This window comes from Nitrosococcus halophilus Nc 4 (assembly GCF_000024725.1).
Classification (GTDB): domain Bacteria; phylum Pseudomonadota; class Gammaproteobacteria; order Nitrosococcales; family Nitrosococcaceae; genus Nitrosococcus; species Nitrosococcus halophilus.
The window spans coordinates 3,714,606-3,726,694 of the sequence record NC_013960.1; the positions used below are offsets into that span (position 1 = coordinate 3,714,606).

Annotated in this window: 13 protein-coding genes; all 13 read right to left on the reverse strand. The window is 52.8% G+C overall.

From position 1 onward, the window contains the following. Positions 1-157 precede the first annotated feature (157 nt). A complete protein-coding gene (locus tag NHAL_RS17505) occupies positions 158-883 on the reverse strand; it encodes an RNA polymerase sigma factor FliA (RefSeq protein ID WP_013034481.1) in 726 nt (241 codons plus the stop codon). Beyond that, complete coding sequence (locus tag NHAL_RS17510; RefSeq protein ID WP_203434415.1) at positions 880-1,803, reverse strand: MinD/ParA family protein; 924 nt, start codon at positions 1,801-1,803, stop codon at positions 880-882. The genes NHAL_RS17505 and NHAL_RS17510 overlap by 4 nt, the downstream gene beginning before the upstream one ends. After that, the gene (gene flhF, locus NHAL_RS17515; protein ID WP_013034483.1) at positions 1,790-2,971 is read right to left on the reverse strand and encodes a flagellar biosynthesis GTPase FlhF; all 1,182 of its coding nucleotides are present in this window, start codon (positions 2,969-2,971) and stop codon (positions 1,790-1,792) included. Before flhF ends, NHAL_RS17510 begins: the two co-directional genes overlap by 14 nt. A gap of 23 nt (positions 2,972-2,994) precedes the next feature. Next, entirely contained in the window at positions 2,995-5,061 is a 2,067-nt protein-coding gene (gene flhA, locus NHAL_RS17520) for a flagellar biosynthesis protein FlhA (RefSeq protein ID WP_013034484.1), read from the reverse strand. Between the two features lie 122 nt (positions 5,062-5,183). Continuing rightward, the gene (gene flhB, locus NHAL_RS17525) at positions 5,184-6,317 is read right to left on the reverse strand and encodes a flagellar biosynthesis protein FlhB (protein WP_013034485.1); all 1,134 of its coding nucleotides are present in this window, start codon (positions 6,315-6,317) and stop codon (positions 5,184-5,186) included. After that, a complete protein-coding gene (gene fliR, locus NHAL_RS17530; RefSeq protein ID WP_013034486.1) occupies positions 6,317-7,093 on the reverse strand; it encodes a flagellar biosynthetic protein FliR in 777 nt (258 codons plus the stop codon). The genes flhB and fliR overlap by 1 nt, the downstream gene beginning before the upstream one ends. 4 nt (positions 7,094-7,097) lie before the next feature. Further along, positions 7,098-7,367, reverse strand: a complete 270-nt coding sequence (gene fliQ, locus NHAL_RS17535) for a flagellar biosynthesis protein FliQ (RefSeq protein WP_013034487.1) — start codon at positions 7,365-7,367, stop codon at positions 7,098-7,100. Further along, a complete protein-coding gene (gene fliP, locus NHAL_RS17540; protein WP_013034488.1) occupies positions 7,364-8,173 on the reverse strand; it encodes a flagellar type III secretion system pore protein FliP in 810 nt (269 codons plus the stop codon). The genes fliQ and fliP overlap by 4 nt, the downstream gene beginning before the upstream one ends. Beyond that, the gene (fliO, locus tag NHAL_RS17545) at positions 8,170-8,661 is read right to left on the reverse strand and encodes a flagellar biosynthetic protein FliO (protein ID WP_013034489.1); all 492 of its coding nucleotides are present in this window, start codon (positions 8,659-8,661) and stop codon (positions 8,170-8,172) included. Before fliO ends, fliP begins: the two co-directional genes overlap by 4 nt. Then, on the reverse strand, positions 8,658-9,116 hold the full coding sequence (fliN, locus tag NHAL_RS17550) for a flagellar motor switch protein FliN (RefSeq protein ID WP_013034490.1): 459 nt from the start codon (positions 9,114-9,116) through the stop codon (positions 8,658-8,660). The genes fliO and fliN overlap by 4 nt, the downstream gene beginning before the upstream one ends. Continuing rightward, positions 9,100-10,149, reverse strand: a complete 1,050-nt coding sequence (gene fliM / locus NHAL_RS17555; RefSeq protein ID WP_013034491.1) for a flagellar motor switch protein FliM — start codon at positions 10,147-10,149, stop codon at positions 9,100-9,102. Before fliM ends, fliN begins: the two co-directional genes overlap by 17 nt. Before the next feature lie 3 nt (positions 10,150-10,152). After that, positions 10,153-10,671: a flagellar basal body-associated FliL family protein gene (locus tag NHAL_RS17560; protein WP_013034492.1), complete on the reverse strand. Its 519-nt coding sequence runs from the start codon at positions 10,669-10,671 to the stop codon at positions 10,153-10,155. A gap of 345 nt (positions 10,672-11,016) precedes the next feature. Then, positions 11,017-12,066 carry a UDP-glucose 4-epimerase family protein gene (locus NHAL_RS17565; RefSeq protein ID WP_013034493.1) on the reverse strand — a complete coding sequence of 350 codons (1,050 nt, stop codon included), beginning with the start codon at positions 12,064-12,066 and terminating at the stop codon, positions 11,017-11,019. Between the last annotated feature and the right edge of the window lie 23 nt (positions 12,067-12,089).

The window sequence follows — 12,089 nt, forward strand, 5'->3', positions numbered from 1 at the left end:
AAGGCCGCTCCTGACTGCAACCGCTGCCCCCTTATAGGGCCCTTTGGTACAAAGAGCATACAATTCCCCTAAAGAATAAAAAATATTAGGGGAAAACCTGCTGGCATGGAGGTATGATTTCACCCTCTACAGAGAGCGCAAACCCAGAGCTATATACTCAATCCAACCACTCGCTAAGGCGGGCCCGAAGGCGTAACACAGCCTGACTGTGGATTTGGCTAACACGGGACTCACTCACCCCTAATACTTCGCCAATTTCCCGGAGGTTTAAATCCTCGACATAGTAGAGCGACATCACCAACCGCTCCCGCTCCGGCAAACCATCAATAGCGCCGACCAACGCACTTCGGAAACTCTGATCCTGTAATCCGTCGAAGGGTCCCTGTAGCGGGGTGGTCAGAGGCTCTGTCTCCTCACCCTCGTTGAATTCATCGAGGCTAAATACTCGATACCCCCCTGCATCCTGTAAGAGTCGATGATAATCGTTGAGCGATAATCCAAGTTCCTTGGCGACTTCATGATCGCGCGCGTCTCGGCCTTCGCGGTTCTCAATTTCTCGCATCACTTCAGCCACTTGCCGAGCCTTACGGTGGACCGAACGAGGGGCCCAATCGTTGCGGCGAATCTCATCTAAAATAGCCCCCCGAATGCGGATTCCGGCATAAGTTTCAAAACTCGCGCCCTGGGAGGCATTATAATTGCGGGCGGCTTCCAATAGACCAATCATGCCGGCCTGAATAAGGTCATCTAACTGGACGCTAGGTGGGAGCCGAGTTAACAAATGGTAGGCAATACGCTTTACCAACGGCGCATATTGAATGACCAGTTCGTCACTCCTGGGTTTCTCCTCGGTCCGGGTAGCATAAGCGGCGACCCCATTCATAACAAATCCCCCTTACTATGAGTGGTCCCCGCATGGACCCGACTTGCTCCATCCGCAAAACACAGACTGTATTGCACTAGGCGTTCCACAAAGAATTCAAGGTGACCGCCTGGTTCCCGTCGCACCGGCCAACGAACCGCCTTTTGAGCTAAATGCATGAAGGCCATCGCTGATTTACTTCTAGGGTAACTATCCACCACCGCGCTTTGTTTCTTTACCGCCCTACGGAGATAATCGTCGTAAGGCACCACTCCTAAAAACTCCAACGTCACATCCAGAAACTGGTTGGTGACTTTGGCAAGTTTGTCATACAATTCCCTGCCCTCCTGAATACTACGAGACATATTGGCGAGGAGATGAAACCGTTGCAGGTGATGATCCCGACTTAATACTTTGATCAAAGCATAAGCATCAGTGATAGATGCGGGCTCATCACAGACCACCACGAGTACCTCCTGAGCTGCCCGGGTAAAGCTGATCACACTGTCAGAAATTCCGGCAGCAGTATCAATTAACAAAACGTCTAGGGTTGTGCTGACTTCACTGAAGGCGTTGATAAGGCCGGCATGCTCAGCCGGGCTAAGACGGGCCATGGCTTGCACTCCCGAGGCTGCCGGTACAATTTTGATGCCTGCGGGTCCGGGGACAATAATCTCCCCTAGCGAACGTTCCCCTTTAATAACATGGGCCAGGTTATAAGTAGGCTGTAATCCTAGCAGCACATCGATATTGGCTAATCCGAGGTCAGCGTCCAACAACATCACTCTCTGGCCTTGACTTGCTAAAGCCACCGCCAAATTCACTGAAATGTTAGTTTTACCGACTCCCCCTTTACCGCCCGTCACCGCCACTACCCGGACAGGACGAGTCATCCGCCGCAAACCACTGGCCTGATCAATCCGCGCCTCAGACATGAGCATAATTTTTAGCCCTTCCAAATGCTTGAGCCAATACCTCATCAGCCAATCCTTTTTCCCTTTCACAGGCATACTCGGTGAGAAGATGGACTAGATGCTGAGCACGGGCTGCGCCGAAGTCCTCCGGTACACGCTGCCCATCACTGATATAGGCAAGAGGCAACTGATGGCGGATAACTGTGGAGACAATCCCCCCTAGGCTCGCCGCTTCGTCGATTTTAGTCAGGATGCAGCCCGAGAGTTCAACCCGATTAAATTGCTGCACCACCTCATCCAGCGCCGAAGATTGAGTGGCCGCTGACAGGACTAGGTAATTCCTAATTTTTGGGCCTCCCCCGGCAAGCATGGCAAACTGTTTGGTAAGGTGCATATCCCGCTGACTCATACCCGCGGTGTCAATAAGCACTAACTGTCGATCCAGCAAGCCGTCCAGAATTTCCTCCAATGCTTGCCGATCCTGAGCGACCTTCACGGGAACACCCAGGATGCGGCCATAGGTATGCAACTGTTCCTGCGCTCCGATACGGAAACTGTCAGTGGTTACCAGAGCCACGCTATGGATCCCACGGCGGAGTGCAAAGCGCGCCGCGATTTTCGCCACACTGGTAGTTTTCCCCACTCCAGTAGGACCAATGAGGGCCACAATCCCGCCAGTGGTCAAGGTATCATCATCGGCAATGGGGATAAGATCTGTCAGTACTTGCACTGCCTGCTGCCAAATTTGATGGGGGTCATTGCTGTTGCTCACCTGGGCAGCAAGCTGCCGGCAAAGCTCAGGCACAAGATCCAGTCCTATTAACCGGCGGAGCAATTGGGCCTTAAGGGGGTGGCGCCGTCCCAATTCCCCCCAGGCAAGATCCGATAATTGCGTCTCTACTAGATTGCGTAAAGTTTTCATCTCTTGCCGCATCTCAAGCAGGAGAGGCTCTTGAGACTCATCCCGAGGGGCATTAGGAACAGGCCTCCTTTCTGGCAGCGGCTCTGCCTCTTGGCGATGACGGGAATCCGAAGCTTGCTCTAGTACGGTGTCCTCATAATCCGTGGCGGCGACAATTTCAACGCCTCCGTCAACCGAACGATTTGACAAGATAACGGCATCTGCCCCCATCGCCTCCCGTACCTGCCGGATAGCTTGTCGCACATCCGGCGCTGTAAACCGTCTAATTTTCATCGGCTACTTCCTAAAAAGTCACCTTAACTACCCACACTGGCGACGATGCGGACCTGCTTATCTTCCGGTATCTCGTTGTAGGACAGCACTTTAAGTTCAGGGATAGTGTGGTGAATAAACCGTGCGAGCCAAGCCCTTAATACCCCCTGTACCAACAGTATGGCGGGCTTTCCAACTGCCTCCTGCCGCTGGGCGCTTTCCTTCAAGGTGCGGTGCAGTTTTTCCGCTAGTCCAGGTTCCATATTGAGCCCCCCTCCTTCGTTGGCAGCCTGTAAAGAACGTAGCAATAATTGTTCCAAGTCAGGTGATATAGAAATAACTTCAAGTTCCTTGTTTAGCCCATTGATCTGCTGAACAATAGAACGTCCAAGAGCAATACGCACCATAGCCGTCAATACGGCGGGGTCTTGACTCCGCAGCGCGTGCTCTGCCAAAGTTTCGACGATGGTCCGCATATCGCGGATGGGCACCCCCTCCGTTAACAGCTGCTGTAGCACTTTCTGCACAACGCCCAAGGGCAAGGTCTCAGGCACCATTCCTTCCGTCAGTTTGGGGGCGACTTTGGTTAGATTCTCCAAGAGCTGCTGCACTTCCTCCCGTCCCAATAACTCATGGGCATGGTTTTGGAGGATTTGACTCAAGTGAGTGGCGATTACGGTCCCGGCATCGACTACCGTATAGCCTTGCACTTGAGCTTGTTCTCGCTGGGCTGGCTCGATCCAGAGGGCTTCTAAGCCAAATGCAGGATCCTGGGTGGGGGTTCCTTCCACTTTACCAAACACCTGACCGGGATTGATGGCCATCTCCCGTTCCGGGAAAATTTCCGCCTCCCCCACCGTGACTCCAAAAAGGGTAATTCGATAAGCCGTGGGAGCTAGATTTAAGTTATCGCGGATATGAACGGCCGGGATTAGAAATCCCCACTCCTGGGACAGCTTTTTCCGCACCCCTTTGATGCGTCCCATCAACTGCCCTCCCTGGGCCTTATCCACCATGGGAATCAAGCGATAGCCTATCTCCAAACCAATGGGATCCACGGGAGGAATATCCTCCCAAGAAAGCTCTGGGGTCTCCAGGGGAGCCGGTGGCGGTGGTGCCGCTTCAATTTTTTGCTGCCGGCTGAGGTGCCAAGCAGCAAAGCCGCAGAGAGAAGCCAACCCTAAGAAGGCGAGGTTAGGCATTCCGGGGATAAGCCCCATGCCCCCGAGGACGGCGGCAACAACAGCCAAGGGCTTGGGATTCTCAAATAATTGGGTCAAAATTTGAGTGCCCATATCTTGGGCATGGGAAACCCGGGTGACAAGAATGCCTGCGGCAGTAGAGAGCACTAAGGAAGGAATCTGGGCGACCAGGCCATCGCCAATGGTCAACAGAGTGTAGTTCCGGGCTGCCTCGCTAAAGGAAAGATCATGTTGGAGAAGCCCCACTGAAAGTCCGCCAATGACATTAATCAGCAGGATTAAAATCCCTGCAATGGCATCACCACGAACAAACTTGCTGGCCCCGTCCATGGAACCATAAAAATCAGCTTCCTCCATGATCTCCTGGCGCCGGAGCCGGGCTTCCTCCTGCTCAATCAAGCCGGCATTGAGATCCGCATCAATGGCCATTTGCTTACCAGGCATGGCATCCAAGGTAAAGCGGGCGCTCACTTCGGAGATCCGGGTCGCCCCTTTGGTCACCACCACAAAATTAATGATGACCAAAATCAAAAACACCACCAAGCCCACCGCATAGTTGCCTCCGATCACAAACTCGCCAAAGGCTTGGATGACCTGGCCGGCAGCATCGGGCCCCGTGTGGCCCTCCAATAGCACCGCTCGTGTAGAGGCCACATTCAAAGCCAGCCGCATCAGGGTGGCAAGCAGTAAAATCGTGGGAAAAGCAGCAAAATCCAGTGGTCGGTGGGCATAAACACCCGCCAGCAATACCACCAGCGCCAGGGAAATGTTGAAGGTAAAAAGCAAATCGAGCAGTACCGCCGGCAACGGCAACACCATCATCGACAGCATGAGGAGCAATATTAATGGCGCACCTAGCCCATTACGACTGAGTTCCCGCAAATTTCCCAGCACGCTGGCAGCATTCATCACATTAAGTACCTATGAATAAAATATGAGGTGTTTTAGGAGGGAGCCGGTGGTGTTCCCTGTCCCCTGGCTCCACACCACCGGCTCGCTCCAGGAATACTTCAAAACTTTTACTGAGATGCTTAATCTCTCCTTAAGTCCTCAGGTATCGGGAATTCATCGGGCAAGGAAGCGGGTTTAATACCTCCTTGTCGCTGATAGCGACGCAATTGGAAGACATAGGCCAACACCTGAGCCACAGCCACATACAGCCCGGCTGGAATTTCCTGATTCAATTCAGTGTTGTAATAAAGAGCGCGGCTTAAGGATGGCGCCGAAAGAACAGGCACATTATTGGCTGCTGCCACGGCTCGAATTTTGAGGGCCACCTGATCGGCACCTTTAGCCACCACGCGCGGAGCCCCCCCCTTATCCTGCTGGTAGTCCAAAGCCACTGCGTAATGGGTGGGATTGGTCACCACCACATTGGCCTGGGGAACCGCCGCCATCATCCGGCGGCCTGCTATTTCCCGCTGTACTCGACGAACCCTCGCCTTGAGTTCGGGGCTACCCTCGGTTTCTTTATGCTCCTCTTTAATCTCTTGATGAGTCATCTTCAACTGCCGAGTATGGTGCCAATGTTGAAAGGGGGCATCGATAGCGGCGATGAGCACAAGGCTGGCCGAAAGGCCCAAAAAGCTCCATCCCATCAAGTGGGCGAGTTGGTACAGGGCGGGGATAAGCCCTTGTCGCCCCAAAGCGATGAGATCGGGGCCCAAATACCAAAACAGCACACAAGCAATTCCCCCTAAAAGCAAGAACTTAGCTAAGGCCTTGAGTAACTCCATCCACCCCTGGGGACCAAAAACCCGTTTCATGCCCTTAAGGGGATCTAATTTCTCCCACTTAAACCCCAGCGCCTGGAAACTAAAGCTCCATCCCCCCATCAGCAGGGGCGCTGCTAATGCCGCAATGAGCGTCAGGAACAGAAAGGGCGTTATCGTTTTGAGGGCTTCCCAGAGGGCTTGCTGAAACTGCAAAATGGCTGCGGCCGGCTCGAAGATCTGGGCCCGCTCTAAGCGCAGGCCCTGCCGCATCAGCTCAGCAAGCCCTTGAAGAAAAAACTCTCCCATCAACAACAAACCCAGGGCAGAACTTAGCAGCAAAACCGTCGTACTGAGTTCCCGGGAACGGGGAACCTGGCCCTTTTCCCGGGCCTCCTGCTGACGTTTCGGAGTCGGTTGTTCCGTCCGCTCTTGGGCGCTAGACTCCGCCACTAACCCTCTTCTCCCAGCAGGGTCCGAATAAGGTCCAGGGCAGTATCAACAAGGTTGACCAGATGACTCGAGGTACTGGGTAAAGTGAATAAAAGTATCCCAAAACCCAGGATGAGGGTGAGAGGAAAACCGATGGAAAAAGGATTCAATTGAGGGGCGGCACGAGTCATCACGCCGAAGGTCAAGTTAACCAACAGCAATGCCCCAATGGCCGGCAAAGCAATTAGCATACTGCCAGCAAACATCCAACTGCCTCCCCCAACCAGTTGCCAGAAATTATCCGAGTTCAAACCACTCATCCCAAGGGGCAACCTATAAAAACTCTCCGCCAACACCTGGATCACCACCAAATGACCGTCTAAAGCCAAAAACACGAGGGTGATTAAGATTTGATAAAGTTGTGAAATCATCGAAACTGAAACCCCGTGCTGGGGATCTATCATGGAAGCAAATCCCAGCCCCATCTGCATCGCCACGGTCTGACCGCCGATAACAAAGGCCTGGAACACCATCTGCAAGACAAAGGCCATGGCTATCCCAATCAGGAACTGTTGGATAATCAGCAACCCTCCTTGCAAACTCAAGGGGGAGACGGGAGTGGTGGGGATCACAGGGGCAATCACTACCGTTAAGGCCAACGCGAGGACTAACCGCACGCGCACCGGAACCACAGCGCTCCCAAAGAGCGGAACCGCCATCAATAATGCGCCGATGCGGCAAAAAGGCCACAGATAAGCACCAATCAAAGCGCTAATTTCGTCGCTGGTAAAATGCATCACCTCACCCGATAAGGGCAGGAATATCCCTAAACAACTGCCGGGTGTAATCCAGCACCAACCGCAGCATCCAAGGGCCGGCGAGGGCCATCGTCAACAAGATGGCCAAAAGTTTGGGAATAAAGCTCAAAGTCATCTCATTGATCTGAGTCGCCGCTTGAAACATGCTCACTAATAGTCCCACTGCTAAAGACGGTAACAACAGGACCAGCAACAACAGGGTGATAACTTCAAGACCGCGATGGAGAAGGGAAAGTACGGTATCGGGAGTCATGGCGCGATATAAAAACTTGAGGCTAAGGTGCCCATGAGCAGGGACCAGCCATCAATCAATACGAATAGCAGGAGCTTAAAGGGTAACGACACCAACATAGGAGAGAGCATCATCATTCCCATGGCCATGAGCACACTGGCCACCACTAGATCAATAATGAGAAAAGGAATAAACAGCAAGAAGCCAATCTGAAAAGCGGTCTTGAGTTCACTGGTAATAAAGGCGGGCACCAATAAGGAAAAGGGAACTTGAGCCGGGGATTCAAAGGCTTTCTGCCCAGCGATCTCTGCAAATAGCTGCAGGTCGGTCTCCCGAGTCTGGGCCATCATGAAATGGCGAAACGGCTCTCTTGTCCGCACCAAAGCCTCCGTCACCGAAATTTCTTCTTGCAGGTAGGGCCTTACCCCCTCCTGATAGGCCTTATCAAGCACCGGACCCATGATAAAGAAAGTCAAAAATAGGGTAAGTCCAATCAGAATTTGGCTAGAGGGAGTCTGGGCTAAGCCCAAGGCTTGACGCAGAATCGAGAGCACCACAATAATGCGGGTAAAGGAAGTCATCATCATGACCGCCGCCGGCAGCAGGGTGAGGGCTGTCATCAGCCCTAAAATCTGCAAAGTGACGGTATAGGTCTGCTCGCCACTCCCCTCTGTGGTCACCGCCAGCGCCGGCACACCAGGTGCTGCCAAGCCCATTGCCGTAGGCAACAACAGCAGCGCAACCAACAACGCTAACCTGCCCCCCGGTGGCTTCCCCCCACTGGCCTGCCCTCTCTTCCCCTGCCGGAGTGTTCCTTCCCCCCTCATGAGTATTCCCCTGGTTTCAATGCTCGCTCCAAATGCCGAGCAAAGGGACTTCTCGAAGAGTGGGGCGACACCGGGATGGGAGTCTTTAGCACATGCAAGGTGCGTATCTGCCCTGGACAAACTCCAAGCAACAACTGTTGCTCGCCGACCTGCACTAGTACGAGCCGCTCTCGGGTCCCCAGGGAGATCCCTTCCAGAATTTGGAGGTTGCGATGCGCGCCACGCTGCAAACCAGGGAGCCGGCGGAGAAACCAAGCCACTAGGGCAATGACTCCCAACACCAACCCCAATGCAAAAACCATCTGCAACACCTCACCGGCAGCAACTGTCTGGGCAGGAAAACCCTGGACTCGCTCCTCGCTTCCCTGGGCTTGTTCTTCTGAAATTGCAGCCGGCTGGGCGTTTATGCTTGCAGCCCAAGCTCTTTGACCGACAGAAACAAAAAGCAATAAGACCAGAACAATAACGGTATAAGGGGCTTTACTCATTTTAGCTTCCTTACCCGCTCGGTGGTGCTGATCACATCGGTAAGACGAATACCAAATTTCTCATTGACCACCACGACTTCGCCATGGGCAATAAGACAACCATTGACTAACACATCTAAGGGTTCCCCGGCGAGCCGTTCCAACTCCACCACAGAACCTCGGTTTAATTTCAGTAAATCCCGAATGCTGATCCTGGTGCGCCCTATCTCCATGGCCATGGTCACCGGGATATCCAGGATAAGATCCAAGTTAATATCCTTGGCAGCTGCGGTGGGATCAGTCGCCAACTCTTCTAATGTTGGCGGGGCGTAGGGTTCGGCAGAGGACTCCGCCTGAGCCTTGGAGGCCGCTGTTTGCCCTTGCCTAGAACCCGAGTCACCCGCTTGCTCTCCCGCCAGCGACGCCACCCATTCATCAGCGGCGGTGGGATCTTGGTTTTTAGGATGATCGGCCATAGGCGACCTTCTGGCTTAAAGTAGGCTTCTCCGCAAACAACCCCTGATGGGGCAGAGGTTCGACTACTTTTAAGGCGTAATTATCGTTATGAACCCCATAACGGGCACGGAACACCGGCACCCCATCTGCCTGGGCAGTGAGGATAGAGGGCAGTTCAATGGGCAAAATATCACCTGGCTCAAGCGCTAATATTTCTCGCAAGGAAAGTTGAGTCTCCGCGAGGGTGCAGGACAGTTCGACCTCCGCCTCCAATATTTTTTCTTGCAGCGCTTGATCCCAGCGTTCGTCTACCTGGCTAGAGCCACTTTGCCTTCCCACTTCCAGCAACTCACGAATGGGTTCCAGCATGGCATAGGGCAAAGTGATGTGAAATTCACCTCCCCCGCCATCGAATTCCACGAAAAAGGTGGAAACCACCACCACTTCACTGGGGCTGACAATGGTGGCGAACTGGGGGTTGGGTTCTGCCTGTAGGTACTCAAAATGCACCGCGAGTACGGGCTCCCAAGCCTGTTCCAGATCCGCAAACACCTTTTCGAGGACGAGTTGGACAACCCGGACTTCAGTGGGCGTAAACTCCCGGCCTTCAATGCGGGCATAGGAGCGGCGAGCATAAGCTCGACCTGAACCACCGAAATAATTATCCACCATCATAAACACCAGCTTCGGGTCAAACACGAACAGGCTGGTGCCCTGCAAGGGGGACATTTGCACCATATTCAGGCTAGTAGGAACAAACAAGGTGTGGATATATTCGGAAAACTTGACCATCTGCATACCCGACACCGTCACATCGATAGCACGCCGAAAGAGGTTAAATAGACTGCGGCGAAGCTGACGGACAAAACGCTCATTAATCATCTCCAAAGCTGGCAGGCGGGCTCGAACAATACGGTCCTCACTGCTAAAATCGTAAGGGCGTACCGCCTCTTCACCTGCTACAGCTTTGGTCTCGGTATTGACCTCGCCATCGGCCATGCCTGACAGCAGGGCATCGACCTCATCCTGAGAAAGAATGTCGGTAGCAGCCATGGGTTATTGCATTATAAAACTGGTAAAGTAAACTGCTTCCACCCCCTTGATCCCAGCTTGATCTTCCAAAACCTGGTTAATCTCATCCCGTGCGGCTTCCCGCAGTTGCCCCTTGCCTTCAACAGTATGTATGGTTTCGTAGTCCTGATGGCTCAACAATAACAACAGGTTGTTACGAATCGCAGGCGTGTGGGTTTTTATGGCTTCGATGATTTCCGAATCACGGGCCATCGCTTCCATTTTGACTTGCAGAAAACGCACCTGCTGCTGGCTTTGGCGATAGAAATTGACCACAAAAGCAGGGTCTAGGGAATGATAAATGGCAGGATGTTGAGGTGCTTTAGGATTGGCGGCAGCCTCCCCGGTAGCGGCTTTAGGCGTGAGCGCCCCGGTTAGAAACAAAACTACCCCCACCGCTATGGCCACCACCAACATAACGATGGTACTGATAAGAATAATCAAGGTCTTTTTGGAAGTACCGCCGCCCTTAACCTCCAAATCCAACTCACCGCTCTGGGTCATGGGATCTATTCCTCTCCTCAAGCAAGAATCATTATTCTTGTATTGGGCAAAACCCATGCCAGCTCTTGTGAGAAGAAAAGAACTTAATGATTTAAATAACTTACCGCAAAGTGCCCCTTAACCGTCAAATAAGTGACCCCTCTCCATGGCACCGCTTTGACAAAAAATTGACTTTCCGCTCTAAGTATCTATGAATAGAATAGGGGGATGTTTAGAAGCGAGGGGGTAGTGCTTTGCAAACCCGTTTTACCTCCCTGAAAAAAGGGTTTGGGGTTGCAGCTAAAGAGGAGCCCCTATCGTTTTGGTAACGGCGCGCACCGAAAAGCATCTTGCGGCTCTGACAACTTAACCTTGCTCTCGCTTCTCCGTGCTATTTTGAGACAATTCCAGTGATCTCCGAGGGGAGTGCAATAAATCAAGATTTGCGAGGATCTCAGGCAAGGCCGTTTCCAACGAATGCCGGGGTCTGTAACCTAGCTCCCTCCGTATTTTGGCGCAGCTATACCAAGCAGAACCAATGAGCTTGTAGACCACTTGAGAATTCAACGGAACGCTTCTGTGCAATACCCGTTCCGCAAGATCCCCCGCCTTAGCCCCCACTCGAAGTAGCCCTGCCGGAAAGTACCACCAGGGGACATGTCGGCCTAATGCTTGGCAGAGCAAGATATAAATTTGGCGAGAGGAATAAGTGTAGCCATCGGTCACAATATAAGTTTGATGGCTGGCCTGGGGGTTTTCAGCGACAAGCAACATTGCCTGCACCACATCATCCACGTGGACCATGGAACGCCGATTCTCCACTTTAGGCAATGGAGGAAACCACCCCCGATCAATTGCCATGGCCATTCGGGGGAGATTTCCCTTATGGCCACCCCCATACACCATGGGAAGCCGCAGGTTGCAAACCTGCATACCATAAGTACGGCCCGCTTCCAGCACCACCCGTTCGGCGGCTAGCTTCGCTCGACCATAAGCGGTTTGAGGCGCCGCGGGACTGGCCTCATCGAGACACTCCCGCCCCCCTTCGCCCATAGCCTTGACACTGCTTATAAAAATAAACCGTTTAACACCCGCTTGTGCGGCTAACTTTAGCAGTTCTCCGGTCCCCTCTACGGACACTTTTCGATGGAGCCGCTCTGCCTCACCGCTATCATCATCTTCGACAAAGCTACCACTGGCCAAATGAAAGACTGTATCCACACCTTCACATAAGTTGCCGAGCGTTAAAGATTCAGCAAGATCCCCCTGAAATACGCCTAGCGAACTTGTAGGCCATATTGCCTTAGCCTTTTCTACATTTCTCACCAATACTCGGATCGAATTTCCTCTCGGTAATAATGTGGCGACTAGGTGTTGGCCGATAAAACCCGTCGCACCTGTAATCAGTGCCTTCATCCCAAAATTAGACGCTTTAGATA